The following is a 16,582-nucleotide window of genomic DNA, read 5'->3' on the forward strand; positions in this document are numbered from 1 at the left end:
CGATTTAGCATTACGCTAAACTTTCGATCAGTGCGGCGTCAAGAGATCCGCCTACTCGGCCCGCTCGGGCCAGACGCGCTGCCGGTACTCCGGGTCGGGGTCGAGCAGGACCCGGCTCTCCTGCGGGGTGACCCGCAGCACCCGGCGTGCAACCAGGTCGTACGCCGGCCATGCACCCAGGGGACCGTCCGCCGAGCCCGTCCGGCAGAACTGGGCGATCATCGCCACCCATCGGTCGGCGAGTGCCGGGGCGTGCGGATCGTCGGTGAGCGGCTCGTCCATCGCGCCCGGATCGCGCCAGCAGTTGAACGTCAGGCTGATGTCCACGCCGTGGGTGGATCGCATACGCTGCCCGTCGATGACGGTCGGGACGTCGAGCTCGTACAGGTACGCCCGAGCGCCCGAGCGCGTCGTGCCTTCCGCCGCCTCGACTGCGCCGCGCCGGAACAGGTCGGTCCACACGAGGTCGTTGAATCGCGCGCCGTACCGGACACCGTGCTCGCGCCGCAGCCGCCGCAGGTACTCGCCTCGCAGGCCCCGTCCACCCGCCACGTGCGGCACGACCTGCAGCATCAGCAGATGCAGCGCCGGCCCGGCGAGCGGACCGAGCCGCCGCAGACCCCGCCGCATGAGGAACTCCATCGAGTCACCCTCGTGGCACGCGTATCCGATCACCAGGTCCGGGGCCCGCTCCCCCTTCGCGGCGATGAGATCGGCGACCCGCCCGCGCAGGTAGGTCTTCGCCACCTCGCGCCGCCCTCGCGCCTTCGCCGCCAGGTCGAACAGCTGGGGCCAGGAGCACTCGACGAGGCGGCGCCGCAACTCCTCCGGCGCCAGCTTGAGCTTTTTGCCGAGCTCCTCGAGGTGCCCACCTTGCCGCCGGTCGGACAGGGCCGGCGCGGAGGAGGCGATGGCACCGCGGAACAGGCCGGCGGAGACGGGGGACGCGCACAACTCGACGACCGCGCCGGCGCCCGCGGACTCACCGGCGATGGTGACGCGCCGCGGGTCCCCGCCGAAGTCGCCGACGTGATCGCGCACCCACTCCAGGGCCACCACCTGGTCGTAGAAGGCGAGATCGCCCGAGCCCTCATAGTCGGGCCCCCATTGCGCGACGTCGACCTGGGCGAGCGGCCCGAGCCGGTAGTTGATCGTCACGACGACGAGGTCGCCCTGGCGGGCGAGCGCGGTTCCGTCGTACTGGTTCGCGGCCCCGGAGCCACCGGCGCCCCCATGGATCCAGACGAGGACGGGTCGCGGAGCCGGGGCGGGCTCATCCGGCACATGGAGGTTCAGGTAGAGGCAGTCCTCGGAGAAGCCACCCGGCGGGGTCCGGAAGATGTCGCCGAACGGGGCCTGCGGGGCCATCGCCTTCGGCACCGTCGCGTCGAAGACGCCGCTCCAGCCGAGGCTCGGCCGGGCACGCTGGAAACGCACTGCTGGACTGGCGTACCGCAGGCCCCAGAAGGTGCGAACACCCCCGCGCACCACTCCACGCACCGCACCCTGACGCGTGTGCACCTCACACGTCGGCAGGGCCGGGGCCGCATCCGGCATCTCGTGTACCCCCGGCATGTCACTCCCCGCAGATGGTTCCCCTGGATCGCACCCGGACCCAACGGGGTGCGACTCGGGCTGGCCTCGACCAGTTAGCACTACGCTAATATTCGTGCAGACTACGCGGCCGCCGGGGTTGCCAGCAAGCGCGTCCACCGAACCCGCGCAGGGTCCTGCGCCCACCCGCAACGGTGACGCGGGTGGGCGCAGGGCAGCCGGGTTCCTAGAAGAACCAGCGTTGCGCGATGTTGCCGTTGCAGGGCCACACCATGAGGAACGCGCCCTTGCTGTCGGCGGTGGTGTCCAGGCGCATGCCGGTCAGCTCGTTGACGATCTCACCGGTCGTGCGCAGGTCCCAGTTCTCGGCCTGGGTGAAGCTGCCGCCCGGGTTGGGAACCGGGCCGCTGTAACAGGGGTGCTGGATGACGCCGGACCCGGCCGTCGTGCCGGCGACCGCCAGACACTTGCCGGCGCTCTTGGACCGGATGGTCTGCAGGCCGAGCACCGGCCCGCTCGCCCCGACGAGGATGAACTGCTGCTCCGCTACGTGCGTGCAGTTCCACAGCTGCGCCCCGGCCCCCTCGGCCGGGTCTTCGGATTTCATGTCCAGGCAGTACCGGGCCTCGCTAAGTTCGTAAGCCTCACCAGGCAACGATGCCGTTTTCGTCGAAGAAGCCACCGGTCGGGCCGTCGGCCGGCAGGGTGGCAAGCCGGACCGGGGCGATCGCTCCTTGCTCCACGGTGCGGTCGCCTTCCGGAGACATGTCGGTGCGGACGTAGCCGGGATTGACCGCGTTGACCTTGATCGGAGTGGACCGCAGCTCGACGGCGAGATGCACCGTGATGGCGTTGAGCGCCGATTTCGACGTGTTGTACGCCAGCGTGTTCCATTCCGGTCGCCAGTCCGGGCCGCTGGTCAGCGTGAGCGATCCCGCACCGGAGGACATGTTCACGATCCGGCCGGCGTCCGCCTTGTGCAGCAAAGGCAGCATCGCCCGGATGACCGCGAAGACACCGAACACATTGGTCTCGTAGGTCCGGCGCAGGATGGCGACGTCCAGGCCGCTGGGCGGCGCGTCGTCCAGGGCGACGGCAGCGTTGTTGACCAGCACGTCGAGCCGGCCGAAACGCTCCTCGACCGCGTGCGCCGCCGCATCGATGCTCGACTGATCCGTGACATCCAGCGGGAGGAACACCGCATCCAGTCCCTCCGCCTGAAGCTGCCGCACCGCCGCTTGCCCGCGCGTGGTGTCGCGCGCCGCGACCAATGCCGTATGGCCGAGCCTGGCCAGCTGTCGCGCGATCTCCAACCCGATGCCTTTGTTGGCCCCGGTCACGAGACTGACCTTCCCGGCGGCCGTGCTGGTCATCATCCGTCCTCTTCCCATCCGTCATGAGCGCGGTCATTCGGTTCTACCGCACCCGTGTCCCGGCAAGTCGCGGAGAGGACCGGGTACCCCGCCGAGCAGCGCCAGCGTCAACCCCAGGGCTGAGACCCAAGCAGCCCAGCGCACACCCATCGCACGCACGCTACGCGACACTCGCGACGCAGGCGTGCAAGCGCCGGGGCGAACATGTGCAGGTTCGGTGGGCGGTCACTCACCACCGCTCACTGGATGGTGATCGTCCGCTTCTGCACGCCCCAGGCGTCCGCCTCCGCGCCGGGGAGCCACACGTCGACGATCTGGCCCTGGATCCAGGTGCCGATGTCGGCCGCGTAGCAGTAGCCGTACCCGTCGACCTTGAAGCGGGTCCCCCACGGGATGTAGCGGGTGTCGACCGCGCAGATGCCTAGCGCCGTGTTGAAGCCGCTCGCGGTCTGGCCGGCGTCGTTGTAGGACGTGATCTCGTACTGGAACTGGGTGCCCGGGGCGAGCGCGAAGGGCTGGACGGCGCCGCTGTCGGCGAGGATGTACGGCTGGGACAGCGCGCCGGTGGAGGCGTCGCTGCCGTCGGAGCGCAGGGCCGCGATCGTGTAGTGCGCGTTGCGGCACGGGGCCGTGTCGGTCACGGAGAGCGTCGCCTGGCCCCAGTCGTCGACCCAGCCGACGGACTGGCTGTTGCGCCACACGCGGTACGCCGCGGCGCCCGCCACCCGGCTGAACGTGATCGTCACGCTCGAGCCGCTCAGTGAGCCGGTCACCGTGGACGGGGCGGGGAGCCGGCCGCTCAGGCTGATCATCGGGGCCTGGCTCGTCGCGTTGTGGCTCGGCCCGATGACCCGGGCCGGCGGGGTGACGGTGGACCAGAACGGGCAGGCCGCGAGGCTCGCGCCAGGCCCCGTGCCGCCCGTCGGGCTGGTGGTCGGGCTCTTGGTGGGACTGGGGCTGCTCGTCGGCGACGGGCTCTTCGACGGCGACGGGCTGGCCGGCGCGGTGGTCGGCGGGGGCGTCGTACCGCCGCCGCCCGAGCCGGTCGTGAGCGCGAAGTCGTCGGCGTAGTACGTCGGCTGCCCGTACCACCCGTGTACGAACACCGTCACGCTCGTCGTGGTGGACGACGTCGTGAAGGACGTGGAGAGCTGCTGGAACGCCCCGCCGGTGGACGGCGTCCAGATGCTCGCGCCGGAGGCTCCGATGTACACGTAGCTGCCGTTCACCCACGCCGTCAGCGTGTACGTGGTGTTCGGCGACACCGGCACGGACTGGGTGCACTGGGCCGTGTCGGCGGCGCTGGGCGTGGCCTTCAGCGCGTACGTCCCGGAGTGGACGGTGCCCGTCGCCGCGCTCGCGGTGCCGCTGCACGTCCACCCGGACAGGCCGGACTCGAAGCCCGGATCGCCGACGGCGTTCGTGCCGGCGCTGGCCGGCAGCACCATCGCGGAAATCGCCACCACGGCGGCCGTGACGCACCCGGCGCCGATCGCCAGACCTCTCCACCTACGCATGCATTGATGAGAGTGGGTCGGTCCGCTAATGTCAAGGTTTGTTAACTATTCCTTCAGGCTGCGACTAGAACACCCGCAGCCGCCAGGGCATCCGGGGCCTCACACGTCCCGGTAGCCGACGGCGGCCGAATGCGTCGCCGCCACCGTGTGGTAGTTCCAGCGGCGCAGCGCCTGCAGGATCTTCGCGGCGCCCGGCGGGTTGGCGGAGTGCACGTAGACGGTGCCGACGTCGAAGGGGGCGCCGTCGAAGGCGGCCCGCTCCAGCTCCTCGACGACGGGCCAGACGGTGTCGTCGCCGCCCAGGTCGTGATCGAGCCAGAGCTCGTCGATGCGCTCGTGACGGTACCGACGCAGCAGCTCCAGGCCGGCGAGGCTCGTGCGCGCCACGTGCGCCGGGGCCGGGTCGAGGAAGTCGCGCAGGTCGTCGATGAGCAGCCTCATGCGGCACCGGTGGTGGCATACAGCAGCGGCAGCCACACGTCGTCGACGATCTCGTCGATGACCTCGGGCGGGACCGGGCGCAGGGTCATCAGCATCTCGTGGCGGAGCAGGTCGAACGGCAGGTTCACCACGCGGGGCGAGCGCGGCGCGGCGGGCAGGTCGCCGCGCTCCACGGCGCGGGCCACGAGCCGCTCGAACGGCGTGGCCAGGCCCGGCGGGCGCATCGCGGCGCGCAGGTCGCTGAAGCTCTGGCCGGTCTCGCGGAAGTAGTCGACCAGCAGCACGCTCACCAGGGTGATCCACTGGGATCGCGAGCCGTCGGCGTTGCGCAGCACGCCGACGGCGTCGTCGCGGAGGCTGCCGGTGTCGGGCACCGGGATCGGCGTCGCGGTCCAGTGCTTGCGCAGGGTCGCCAGGAGCAGGTCGTCACGCTGCGGCCAGCGCCGGTACAGCACCGGCCGGCTCGTCCCCGCCCGCGCGGCGATCGCCTCGAAGGTGAAGCCCTCGTAGCCGTGCTCGTTCAGCACCTCCCACGCCGCCTCGAGGATCGCGTCCTCGAGATCGGCGCCACGTCGACGCGTTTTAAGGTGCACTTGCGTATCTTAACATGCCGCCGTACCGTCGGTTAGGTACAACCGCGTATCTTAAGGTGGCTCCGATGACCGACCGAACCGCCATGCGCACCGCCGTCGCCGTCCTCGTGGGCGCCGTGGCGGTCATCCTCGACTCCACGATCGTCAGCGTCGCCCTGCACGAGCTCGGCGGCGACCTGCACGCCGACGTGGGCACCATCCAGTGGGTCTCCACGGCCTACCTGCTCGCCCTCGGCGTGGTCATCCCGCTCGTCGGCTGGCTGCAGAGCCACCTCGGCGCGAAGCGGCTGTGGATGGCCGCGCTGACGGTGTTCCTGCTCGGCTCGGTGCTGTGCTCGTTCGCCTGGGACGCCCCGAGCCTCATCGCGTTCCGCGTGGTCCAGGGCCTCGGCGGCGGCGTCATGATGCCGCTGCTGACCACGATCGTCATGCAGGCGGCGACCGGCCCGGACCGCGCGCGGCTGATGAGCACCGTCGCGCTGCCGGCCGCGGTCGGCCCGATCCTCGGACCCGTGATCGGCGGGCTGATCCTCGGCGTCGGCGACTGGCGCTGGCTGTTCCTGGTCAACGTGCCGCTGTGCCTGGCCGGCCTGTTCCTGGCCTGGCGGATGATTCCGGCCGACGGCCCGGCCCGCCGCGCCCCGCTGGACGCCGTGGGCCTGATCCTGCTGTCCCCGTCGCTGGTCGCGCTGCTGTGGGGCCTGTCCAACGTGACCAAGCCGGGCGGCTTCGGCCGCGCCGACGTCCTCGCGCCGCTCATCGCCGGCGCCGCGCTGCTGGTCGCCTTCGTGCTGTGGGCGTTGCACCGCCGGGGAGCCGCGCTCGTCGACCTCGAGGTGCTGCGCTCCCGCCCGACGTGGGCCGCCTCCGGGCTGATGTTTCTCTCCGGCGCGTCGCTCTACGGTGCGATGCTCTTGCTGCCGTTGTACTGGCAGCAGCTGCGCGGCACCGACGCGCTGGGCGCGGGCCTGCTGCTGATCCCGCAGGGCGTCGGCTCGCTGCTGAGCCGGAGCGTTGCCGGCCGGCTGATGGAGCGCTTCAGCGCCCGCTCGGTGACCGTGTTCGGGTTCCTGCTCGTCGGGCTCGGCACCGTGCCGTTCGCGTTCGCCGGCGCCCACACGGCGACCTGGTGGCTCCTGGCGACGCTGTTCGTGCGGGGCCTCGGCATGGGCATCGTGATGATCCCGCTGATGACGGTCGCGTTCGTCGGCCTCGAACGCGAGCAGGTGCCGCACGCGAGCACCGTGACCCGCATCGCGCAGCAGGTCGGCGGCTCGGTCGGGGTGGCGCTGCTCGCCGTCATCCTGGCCACCTCGGCCACCCGCACCGGCTCGCTCGCGTCCGCGTTCGACATCGCGTTCTGGTGGACCGTCGGCTTCACCGGCATCGCGCTGGTGCTCGCGTTGCTCCTGCCCGGCCGGAGCGGCACCCCGGCCGAAGCGGACGCCCGGCCGGTGCCGGTCGCGGCCCCGGCCGGCGCCGGTCGAGCCTGAGCGGCGGACTGCCCGGCCGGACGAATGCCGGCCGGGCAGTTGCGACGACTCAGGCCTTGCCGGTCGCGGCCTCCGCCGGGACGGGCTCGGGGTGAGCGGCGTGCGGGTCGATCGGGTGGGTGCGCTCGAGCTTCGCGCCCTCCACGTCGACGTCGGGCAGGATGCGGTCGAGCCAATTCGGCAGCCACCAGGCCGACCGGCCCAGCAGGTGCATCGCGGCGGGGATGAGCAGCATGCGCACGACGAAGGCGTCGACCAGCACGCCGAAGGAGAGCCCGAAGCCGATCGGCCGGATGGTCGCCGACTCCGAGAAGATGAAGCCGGCGAACACGGCGATCATGATGATCGCCGCCGCGGTGACGACCGCCCGGCCGGCGTGCAGGCCGCGGCGCACGGCGAGGCGGGCCGGGGCGCCGTGGACGTACGCCTCCCGCATCCCCGAGACCAGGAACAGCTGGTAGTCCATGGCCAGGCCGAACAGGATGCCGATCTCGATCGTCGGCAGGAAGCTCAGCACCGGCGACGGGTCGTGCACCCCGAAGACCCCGCCGAGCCAGCCCCACTGGTAGATCGCGGTCAGGCCGCCGAACGCCGCCAGCAGCGACAGCACGAAGCCGGCGGTCGCGGTCAGCGGAACGAGGATCGACCGGAACACGAAGATCAGGATGATCAGCGAGAGTCCGACGACGAGCGCGAGGTACAGCGGCAGGACGTCGGCGAGCTTCTGCGACACGTCGATGTTGCCGCTGGCGTTGCCGGCCACGCCGAGCTCGACCTTCCCGGCCTCGACGCTCAGCGGTGACGCGGCGCGCAGGTCCCGCACGAGCTGCGCGGTGGACTCGCTGGACGGCCCGTCCTTGGGCACGACCTGGAACGCGGCCACGGTCCCGTCGTCGGACGCGCCGATCGGGGCGACCGCGACCACGTCCCGCTGGGCGGCGAGCTTGGCGCCGATGGCCGCCTCGATCGCGGTGAGGTCGGTGCCGGTGGGCTTGCCGGGCAGGTGGGCGACCACGAGCAGCGGCCCGTTCACGCCGGCCCCGAACTCCCGCTCGACCGTCTTGTAGGCGCGGTACTGCTGCGAGTCCTCCGCCTCCGAGGAGCCCACCGGCAGCCCCAGCCGCATCGACATGGCCGGGATCGCGATGACCCCGAGCACGAGCACCCCGGCGATGAGCGTAAGCACCGAGCGGCCCGTCGACATCGTGGTCTGCGGCACCGCCGGCAGCGCGGCGGCCTCGCCGATGCGGGCCCGCTCCTTGCGGCTGAGGATGCGCAGGCCCACGAGCGACAGCAGCGCCGGGGTGAGCGTGATCGCGACGAGCACGGCGACGGCGACGCAGACCGCGCCGACGGTACCCATGAGTCCCAGGAACGGGATTCCGGTGACGTTGAGGGCGAGCAGCGCGACGAGCACGGTCGAGCCCGCGAACACCACGGCGTTGCCGGAGGTGCCGTTGGCCAGGCCGATCGACTCCCCCATCTCCACGCCCTGCTTGAGCTGGCGCCGGTGCCGGTTGAGGATGAACAGCGCGTAGTCGATGCCGACGGCCAGGCCGAGCATGACGCCGAGCACGGGCGTCACCGAGATCATGGTGACGACGTCGGAGAACGACAGCGCGGCGAGGACCCCGACGCCGACGCCGAGCAGCGCCCCGAGCAGCGGCAGGGTGGCGCCCAGCAGCGTGCCGAGCATCACGAACAGCGCGATCGCGGCGATGACGACACCGACGACCTCGCCGGGCCCGAGCACGCTGGGCACGGTCTGCGCGATGTCGTTGGAGACGTTGACCTCGACCCCGTCGATCTTCGCGTCGGCGGCCTTCTGGACGATGTCGTCCTTGACCTCCTTCGGCACCGCGTACGTCGGGGTGTCGAACTGCACGACGCCGACGGCCGCGGAGCCGTTCTTGGACACCGTGCGCAGCTCCTTGGCCAGGTCCATCAGCTGCGCGCCGACCTCGAGCTGCTTGCCCTGCGCCTCGAGCTGGGCCCGGCCGTCGTCGATCTGCTTCTGGCTGGCCTCCAGCTCCTGCTTCTTCTTGTCGAGCTGCTGCTGCTGGCCCGCGAGCTGGGCCGAGCCGGGCGACTGCGCCTTGGCCGCGTCCAGCTGCTGCTGGGCGGCTTCGAGCTGCTGCTTGCCGGTGTCGAGCTGCGCCTGACCGGCGTCGAGCTGCTGCTTGCCCTGGGTGAGCTGGGCCCGCCCGTCGGTGATCTTCTGCTGCTGGGCGTCGCGCTCGGTCTGGGTCTGGAACGGGTCGGTCGTGCCCTTCACGCCGGGCTCGCCGCCGAGGTCCTTGAGCAGCGCGGCGATGCCCGCCTTCTGCTGGTCGGTGAAGGCCGAGCCGGAGGTGGTGGCGAACACGACGGTCCCGCTGCCCCCGCTCGCCTTCGGGAACTTCGCCGCGAGCTCGTCGGCCACCTTGCTCGTGGGCGTGCCGGGGATCGTGATCGCCCCGGACAGCGAGCCGTGGAACAGCGCGTAGGCGCCCCCGGCGAGTCCGATGACCACGATCCAGGTCGCGATCACCACCCAATGGCGGCGGGCGCTGAAACGCCCGAGCCGGTACAACAGTTCGGCCATGGCCGCGGTATTCCTTTCAGGCAGGCAGATATCCGTTGCGGATGTTGTCGAGAAGCCGGGTGAGCAGGTCGTCCCACACCGCCCGGGACTCGTCGTCGAGGGCGGCGCCGGTCATCGCGATCCAGCGGCCGGCGATCACGGTCATGCCGCTCATGAGCGAGTTGATGAGCAGCTCGACGTCGAGCGGGTGGGCTCCGGGGTACCGGCGCGTGACCTCGGCCGCGAGCGCGCCCCCGGTCCGCCGGAACGCGGTGTGCGTGAGCATCGGGGAGCGGGCGTCGTCCTCGCCGGCCACGCCGACGATCGCGGTCACGGAGACGATCACCGCCGCGAGGTCGGCCGCGCGCAAGGTCCGGGCGAGCTCGTCGAACATGGAGGCCCGGCTGCCGTCGCCGACGGGCGCGGCCGCGACCTGCGCGAGGAAGTCGTTGATGACGACGGAGAGCACGTCGGTGCCGAGCGTGAGCAGCACGTCGTCGAGGGAGGCGAAGTGGTTGAAGACGGTACGGCGGGCGACGTCGGCCCGGTCCGCGAGCTCGTCGACGGAGAAGTGCGCCCCGCCCCGCTCGTCGATGAGGCTCCGCGCGGCATCGAGGATGGCCGCGCGGTGGCGGGCCTTGAGCGCCTCCCGCCGTCCCCCATGATCACTCACGTCCACTTACACTAGGTGCAACGATGCACTGGGTGCAACTCGGTCGGTGAAGACGAGGCGCATCTCATACCCGCGACCACATTCTCGCGCGGCGGACGGGCGGCCGTAGGCCGTTCTCAGACTGCCCGGACCTCGGCGAGGCGCCTGGCCGAGTACTCGTCGTCCCAGCACACGGCGGCCTCCCACGCGGCCGACGCCTGCCCGGCGATGTCGAGCGCGCCGTCGTCGAGGCCGGCGGCGTTGCCGGGCAGCACGAGGTCGAGGTCGGGGACGTCGACGTGCGCCTCGTCCCAGTCGATCAGCGCGACCCGGCCCGCTGTCACCCGGACGTTGCCCGGGTTGGCGGGGTTGCCGTGCACGACGCACGTCTGACGTCCGGCGAGCCGCGCCCACGCCGCCCGGCATCGCGCGACGCCCTCGGGGGGCATCGCGCCGAGGTCGATCTTCGTCCCGGTCTCGGCGTGCAGGAGGTCGGTCGACGAGCGCCAGCCCGGGCGCTGCGGCCAGCCCCGCGTCAGGCGATGCAGCTCGCGGAGCGTGGCCGCCACGCGACGCCAGTCGTCCTGCGTCTCGGGCGGTCCGCCGTCCACGTAGCTCATCACCACCAGACCGTCGGCGAACGGCCGGCCGTCCGTGGTGGGGATCGGGACCGGAACGGTCAGCCCCGCCCGGTCGAGGTGCTGGAGGAGCCCGGTCTCCCAGGCGAGATCGGCGTCGCTCCGGGTGCCGAGACGACCGACTGCGAGCCGCCCGTCGACGCGCACGCTCCACACGTCGTTGGCGACGCCGCCGGCGAGCGGTTCGAGGCGAGTGGCGTCCTCACCCCATCGCCCGAGTGCTTCCCATCCCACTCGGCACAGCTTATTCGGCCCATTCGGCGCCCTCCGCGGTGGCGGTCGCCGTGGCCGGGGCGGTGGCCAGCACGACCGCGGCGGCCGTGGTGGCCAGGACCGCGAGCACGGCGGCGGGGGCCCAGCCCGCCCGGACCGTGTCGTGCAGGACCGCGACCCCCACCACGGACGGCACCACGACCTCGGTGATCCACAGCACCGCGGTCACGGGCCCGACCTGCCCGTACTGCAGGGCGAACGCGTACAGCAGCGTCCCGGTGACGCCGAACACGGCCAGGGCCCACGTGAGCGGCTCGGCCAGCAGCGAGCCGGCGACGGCGAGGACATCGCGGTGGGCGGGCACGGGCAGGGCCCGCGCACACAGCGCCGCTCCCCCGTAGGCGAGCCCGGCCAGCGCGGCCGCGGCCGGCCGCAGCGCACGGGTCGCGAGCCATCCACCGCCCGCGAGCACGGCCGCCGACGCCACCAGGCCCCACCGCAGCGCCGCGGACGGCCGCACCTCGTCCTGGGGCCCGGCGGCCGCGGCCACGACAGCCAGCGCCAGGATCGTGACCACGACCGCCGCCGCGTCCCGCGGACGGATGCGGGCGGCCAGGAACAGCCGGGCGGCGACAACGGTCACCGCGAGGGAGCCGGCCAGGACGGCCTGGACCTGGTAGACCGGCAGGGTCCGCAGCGCGACGAGGGAGGCGAACCAGGCCAGCAGGTCGCAGGCGAGGCCGGCCAGGTACAGGGGGTGGCCCAGGGCGCGCAGGGTGTCGCGGCTGCGCCGGGCGCCGGCCGCCTGGGCGATCGAGCCGATGCCGTAGCCGAGCGCGCCGGCCACGGCGAACGCCAGCGCTATCACGGTCGTCCACGATATCCCGGGCGGTGTCAGCGCAGTGGCGGTTCCGTGTCAGGGCGGCCCTCGATCGTTCTCACCATGACACAGCAGCAGCAGTACTGGGTTCCGGTCGACGACACCGCGCTGTACGTGACCGACACCGGCGGCCCCGGCCTGCCGGTCGTCTACCTCAACGGCGCCTACGCCGACCAGTCGCACTGGCGCCACGTCGTGGCCGGGCTGGGCGACGGCTACCGGCACATCCGCTACGACGAGCGGGCCCGCGGCAAGTCCAGGCGCTCGGCCGACTACTCGTTCGAGGCCTGCCTGCGCGACCTCGACGCCGTCCTCGCCGCCCGCGAGGTCGAGCGGGCGATCTTCGTCGGCTGGTCCTACGGCGGCGTCCTGGGCTGGCACTGGGCGGACCGGCACCCGGAGCGGGTCGTGGGCCTGGTGACGGTCGACGCGTTCCCGGTCGGGCTGACCGGCCCGGAGGGCGCCGCCCGCATCCGCAAGCTGTTCCGCCGGATGCGGCTGCTGCTGCCGATCACCGCCCGGCTCGGCATGGGCGCGCGGATGAGCGCCGACGAGCACGCCGACGTCAACATCGAGCTCAACGAGATCGCGGCCGCCAGCGGGCCGGTCCTGGAGCGGCTGACCCGCCCGGTGCGGTTCGTCCTGGCCACCGGGGACAGCCTCGGCAGCCAGGACGGCGAGATGGACGAGGGCCGGTCGACCCTCGACCCGATCGTCGCCCGCAACCCGAACATCGGCATCAGTGCCCGGGTCGCGAGCAACCACTCCAAGATCCTCAGTAAGGACTCCCCCGCGGTCGTCGCCGCGGTGCGGGGCCTCGATCAGTTCCAGTAGGCCGTCGACCAGTCGTCGCTGGACCAGTAGTGGCCGGACCAGTAGTGCCCGGACCAGTAGTGGCCCGACCAGTAGTGCCCGGACCAGTCGGGGTCGGTCCAGCTCGACGCCCCGTTCCACGGCTTTCCGGACCAGGACGCGGCGGCCCACGTCTTCGACGCCCAGGAGGTGCCGGTCCAGCTGTCGCCGGCGACGCGGTAGCCGAGCCAGGTGCCACCGGACCAGGCGGTCTGGGCGGCGCTCCTCGGGGCCCACGCGGGGGTGCTGATCGGCCCCCACACGGTGTTCTCGCCGCTGAGCGTCACGTTGTCGCGGACCACGTGGCTCGGGCCGCGGGCGCCCTCGAGCGCGCCGGTCCCGCTGGACCGGTTCCAGCCCGACGCCCAGGTGTTCTGGCTGGTCAGGGCCGCGCCCAGGTTGAGCTCGCCGACGTTACGGGCGTTGGACAGGCCGGAGGTGTTGCTGACCGAGGTCTTGAGCACGGTCTTGACCTGGTCCGGGGTCAGCGTCGGGCGGGCCTGCAGCAGCAGCGCGACCGCCGCCGAGGTGACCGCCGCCGCCTGGGAGCTGCCGCTGCCGCGCACCAGGGTGGTGCCGACCTTCGCCGACGGGTAGGACAGGTCGACGTTGGAGCCGGGGTCGGCCAGCGACAGGATCGACTCGCCGGGGGCGATGAAGTCGGGGCGGCGGTTGTTGCCGCCGACCGTCGTGAAGCTCGCGAAGTCGTCGTCGGTGGCGATCGTGGTGCCCTTGGTGGTGGCGGCGCCGACCGCGATGACCGCCGGGTCGCTGGCCGGGTCGGTCAGCGTGAGGTCGCTGGTGCCGCCGTTGCCGCCGGCCGCGACCACGACGATGCCCTTGAGCCAGGCCTGCTCGACCGCGAACTGGACGGGGTCGCTCCACGAGTCGGGGGTGCCGCCGGTGCCGTACGAAAGATTGAGCACGCGGATCGGGTTCGCCGGGTCGTCGTTGCGGTGGGCCACGACCCAGTCGACGGCGGCGACGATCTGCGACACGTCGACGGCGCCGTTGGCGGTGCCGACCTTGATCGAGGTCAGCTTCGCCTTCGGGGCCAGCCCGACGGTGCCGGTCGCGGTGTCGTTGCCGACGATGATGCCGGCCATGTGGGTGCCGTGGCCGTACGTGTCGAGGTAGCGCAGGTCCGGGGACTGCGACTCGAACGACAGGTCGGGCCCGTTGACGATCTGCGACGCGGGCAGCCCGGCGACGGGGGCGACGCCGGTGTCGATGAGCGCGACGCCGACCCCGGCGCCGGTCAGGGTGGCCGCCGTACCGGTGGAGGCGTTGATGGCCGCGCGAACCGTCGCGAGGCTCGTGCCGGTGCCGCTCGAGCTACCGCCGAGCCAGGCGCTCGACGCCCACCCGGCCGCGTCGCTGATCGGGTGGGTCGGTGCCGCGGCCGCGCCGAGTCCGGCGACGGCCGCAGCGGTGGCCGCGACGGACGCGACGATCCGTCGCCGCTTTGCCCTCGATGGCATGGGGTGCTCCGTTCCCGCCGCTTCCCTGCGGCGACGGGTTCCACCATGCCGGGCCTTGGTTGCCAGGCCAGGGGTCGCGGGCCGAGTCTGCCCGCTCGGCCGCCGGTCCTGCCCGACCACCCGACGCGATGTCGTCCGGTCCCCGCCGAACCGCACCCGGCCCGCACCCGGCCGGTGACGCAACCGCTGATCGGGTCAGGTGACGTAGGTGGTCGAGGGCGTCCGACTAGCGGCGGCGGAAGAACCCGCGCTTCGCCGGTTTCGGCCTCGTGAGTTCCTCGATCAGCGAACGGATCACATCGAACGTGCGCACGTCCGGGTTGCGGTCGGCCGAAGCGATGAGCCCAAGGCAGAGCAGGACGAACTCGCGGCCGTCGCCGCGCTGCTCGGCGATGAAGACCGGACCGCCCGCGAACCCGTCGGGCAATGAGCCCTGCCAACGCACCACGCCGTCGGGGTCCCGTGCGACATTCGAGGTAGCGATGGCCAGCGGACGCTGCTCGCCCAACGCGCCGACCTCCCGCGTGATGTGACCCAGCGCGTACGCCCGGCGCGGCTGCGCATCGACGGCGCGCACGTGCTCAGCCTTGGCGGCAACCCCGTCCGTGATCTGCCCGGCCGCCCACGTCCAGCCCTTCTTCGCCGCGTGGTCGTGAAGGACGAACGTGCGCGTCACCGCCACACCCGAGCGCCGCGACCACAGCTCGTCGAAGTCCACCACGGCCAGGTAGGCCGAAGCCGCGCCGGTCGGCTCGATGAGTTCGGGCCGAAGCCGCACCTCGCCCACCTTGGTACGCGTCACGTGGTCGGCGGTCAGCCACCATTCGCGGACACGCTCGCCCTCAGGCGCGGAGTCCACGAGCTCGTTGTAGAAGAACGCTGTCCCCGCATGCGTACGCTGTCCCAACGGCAGCGTACAGGCGCTCCAATGCTCCAAAATCGCATCGGCGAGTGGATCATCCTCGGTCACGGCTGACATCTTGCCCGCCGCAGGTCCGCGTCCGCGACCCCGAATCGTCATCCGCTGAACGTGCGCTCCGAAGTGAGCCGCCGTACGGCGCGATCAGCCCGGCCGTCGCACGTTGGGAGCCAGCCGTTCTCCGGCCGCGAGATCGTCGCGCCAAGAGCGAAAGACAAGGCCGGCGGCGACAACCGGCGGGACTTCGGCGAGATGCCGGCGAACCAACTCGACCTCATCCGCCGTCGGCTCGATAGCCGACGTCGGTAAAGACCGCCACGATCGAGTGCACTCAATTCGGCATTTCCGCGCACCGACTGGCGCCTGGTGCTCGTCAGGCGCGGCGGTCGGCCCGCTCACGGAGCTGACCCGCTCGGACCGGCCCGGCGACGCCCTCGCGGCCTACCAGCGGGTGCGGGTGACCTCTGCACGGCGAGCTCGGCGTCGACCCGAGCGCGCCGCTGCGGCACCCGCAGGCCGCGATCCTGGCCGGCGCGCCGGACAAGGCTCCGGCCCACCCCGCGACCCGGCCGGCGCGGCTGCCGCCGTCGGCGAGCGGCTTCGTCGGCCGCGACGCCGAGGTCACCGGCGTCGCCTCGCGCCCGCCCCGGTGCTGCTGGTCGGTCTGCCCGGGGTCGGCAAGACCGCGCTCGCGCTGCACGTCGCCCATCGGGTGCGCGGCGACTACCCCGACGGGGGCGACGCGGCACGGGCACGCACCGAGTGGGCGTGCGCGGTGGATGGCCTCACCGCGACCGGCGCCGCGGACCTGGCCGAGGCGACGGCAGCCGAGGCGACGGCACTGGCGCGCTCGTGCCCGAGCGGAGCTGTACGGCTGCACCACGCGGGCTTTTAATCCGGCCAGGATCGGGAAGGCTGCGGATCCCGGCGCGTCGAAGGGAGACGGCAGTGGCCAAGCGACGCAAACTCGTCCGCACCTCACCCGATCGTATCTTCGCGGTCCTGGCCGACGGCTGGACGTACGCCAGCTGGGTGGTCGGCGCGTCCCACATCCGGGACGTCGACGAGGCCTGGCCCGCGGCCGGGACCCGCCTGCGCCACCAGGTGGGGCCCTGGCCACTGCACATCACGGACGTGACCTCGGTGCGGGCGGTGATCCCGGGCCAGATGCTCGAACTGCACGCGCGGGCGTGGCCGCTCGGCGCGGCGACGGTACGGCTGGACCTCGAACCGGTCGAGGCCGGCACCCGGGTGACCCTGACGTACGACCTCACCGAGGGGATCGGCCGGTACCTCCCGCGCCGGGTCCAAGCGGCGCTGCTCGGCCCGCGCAGCTCCGAGATGCTGTCCCGGCTCGCCGACATCGCCGTCCGGCGGCGGACCCCGGCCGTCTACCCCGGCGGATAAGCGCGT

General features: G+C 72.3%; 16 protein-coding genes. 4 read left to right on the forward strand and 12 right to left on the reverse strand.

What is annotated here, in order from left to right; translation table 11 throughout:
- Positions 1–51: 51 nt before the first annotated feature.
- The 6 genes from AC6JBM_RS23755 to AC6JBM_RS23780 form a co-directional block, all read right to left on the reverse strand.
- On the reverse strand, positions 52–1,575 hold the full coding sequence (locus AC6JBM_RS23755) for a carboxylesterase family protein (protein WP_497985775.1): 1,524 nt from the start codon (positions 1,573–1,575) through the stop codon (positions 52–54).
- Between the two features lie 205 nt (positions 1,576–1,780).
- Positions 1,781–2,236 (reverse strand): RICIN domain-containing protein, encoded by a 456-nt coding sequence (locus AC6JBM_RS23760; RefSeq protein WP_497985776.1) that lies wholly within the window; start codon positions 2,234–2,236, stop codon positions 1,781–1,783.
- On the reverse strand, positions 2,199–2,930 hold the full coding sequence (locus AC6JBM_RS23765; RefSeq protein WP_497985777.1) for an SDR family oxidoreductase: 732 nt from the start codon (positions 2,928–2,930) through the stop codon (positions 2,199–2,201). The genes AC6JBM_RS23760 and AC6JBM_RS23765 overlap by 38 nt, the downstream gene beginning before the upstream one ends.
- A gap of 236 nt (positions 2,931–3,166) precedes the next feature.
- Entirely contained in the window at positions 3,167–4,444 is a 1,278-nt protein-coding gene (locus AC6JBM_RS23770; RefSeq protein ID WP_497985778.1) for a carbohydrate binding domain-containing protein, read from the reverse strand.
- Positions 4,445–4,543: 99 nt separating this feature from the next.
- Positions 4,544–4,885: a cyclic-phosphate processing receiver domain-containing protein gene (locus AC6JBM_RS23775; RefSeq protein WP_497985779.1), complete on the reverse strand. Its 342-nt coding sequence runs from the start codon at positions 4,883–4,885 to the stop codon at positions 4,544–4,546.
- The gene (locus AC6JBM_RS23780; RefSeq protein ID WP_350610359.1) at positions 4,882–5,478 is read right to left on the reverse strand and encodes a TetR/AcrR family transcriptional regulator; all 597 of its coding nucleotides are present in this window, start codon (positions 5,476–5,478) and stop codon (positions 4,882–4,884) included. The genes AC6JBM_RS23775 and AC6JBM_RS23780 overlap by 4 nt, the downstream gene beginning before the upstream one ends.
- A gap of 65 nt (positions 5,479–5,543) precedes the next feature.
- Between AC6JBM_RS23780 and AC6JBM_RS23785 the strand changes: the two genes are divergently transcribed.
- A complete protein-coding gene (locus AC6JBM_RS23785) occupies positions 5,544–6,971 on the forward strand; it encodes an MDR family MFS transporter (RefSeq protein ID WP_497985780.1) in 1,428 nt (475 codons plus the stop codon).
- Between the two features lie 49 nt (positions 6,972–7,020).
- On the opposite strand, the gene AC6JBM_RS23790 is transcribed toward AC6JBM_RS23785, so the two are convergent.
- The 4 genes from AC6JBM_RS23790 to AC6JBM_RS23805 form a co-directional block, all read right to left on the reverse strand.
- Positions 7,021–9,555: an MMPL family transporter gene (locus tag AC6JBM_RS23790; protein ID WP_497985781.1), complete on the reverse strand. Its 2,535-nt coding sequence runs from the start codon at positions 9,553–9,555 to the stop codon at positions 7,021–7,023.
- A gap of 16 nt (positions 9,556–9,571) precedes the next feature.
- The gene (locus tag AC6JBM_RS23795) at positions 9,572–10,207 is read right to left on the reverse strand and encodes a TetR/AcrR family transcriptional regulator (RefSeq protein WP_497985782.1); all 636 of its coding nucleotides are present in this window, start codon (positions 10,205–10,207) and stop codon (positions 9,572–9,574) included.
- A gap of 116 nt (positions 10,208–10,323) precedes the next feature.
- A complete protein-coding gene (locus AC6JBM_RS23800) occupies positions 10,324–11,058 on the reverse strand; it encodes a phosphotransferase enzyme family protein (RefSeq protein WP_497985783.1) in 735 nt (244 codons plus the stop codon).
- 10 nt (positions 11,059–11,068) lie between these two features.
- The gene (locus tag AC6JBM_RS23805) at positions 11,069–11,905 is read right to left on the reverse strand and encodes a hypothetical protein (RefSeq protein ID WP_497985784.1); all 837 of its coding nucleotides are present in this window, start codon (positions 11,903–11,905) and stop codon (positions 11,069–11,071) included.
- Positions 11,906–11,980: 75 nt separating this feature from the next.
- Here AC6JBM_RS23805 and AC6JBM_RS23810 point away from each other — a divergent pair, with 75 nt between their 5' ends.
- The gene (locus AC6JBM_RS23810) at positions 11,981–12,751 is read left to right on the forward strand and encodes an alpha/beta fold hydrolase (protein ID WP_497985785.1); all 771 of its coding nucleotides are present in this window, start codon (positions 11,981–11,983) and stop codon (positions 12,749–12,751) included.
- On the opposite strand, the gene AC6JBM_RS23815 is transcribed toward AC6JBM_RS23810, so the two are convergent.
- Complete coding sequence (locus tag AC6JBM_RS23815) at positions 12,739–14,250, reverse strand: S8 family serine peptidase (RefSeq protein WP_497985786.1); 1,512 nt, start codon at positions 14,248–14,250, stop codon at positions 12,739–12,741. The two genes, AC6JBM_RS23810 and AC6JBM_RS23815, sit on opposite strands and share 13 nt — an antisense overlap.
- A gap of 226 nt (positions 14,251–14,476) precedes the next feature.
- A complete protein-coding gene (locus AC6JBM_RS23820) occupies positions 14,477–15,220 on the reverse strand; it encodes a hypothetical protein (protein WP_497985787.1) in 744 nt (247 codons plus the stop codon).
- A gap of 598 nt (positions 15,221–15,818) precedes the next feature.
- Between AC6JBM_RS23820 and AC6JBM_RS23825 the strand changes: the two genes are divergently transcribed.
- Both AC6JBM_RS23825 and AC6JBM_RS23830 read left to right on the forward strand, forming a co-directional pair.
- Entirely contained in the window at positions 15,819–16,064 is a 246-nt protein-coding gene (locus tag AC6JBM_RS23825) for a hypothetical protein (protein WP_497985788.1), read from the forward strand.
- Positions 16,065–16,117: 53 nt separating this feature from the next.
- Positions 16,118–16,576, forward strand: coding sequence for an SRPBCC family protein (locus AC6JBM_RS23830; RefSeq protein ID WP_497985789.1), 459 nt, complete (start codon positions 16,118–16,120; stop codon positions 16,574–16,576).
- Positions 16,577–16,582 lie beyond the last annotated feature (6 nt).

Source organism: Dactylosporangium thailandense, assembly GCF_059739745.1.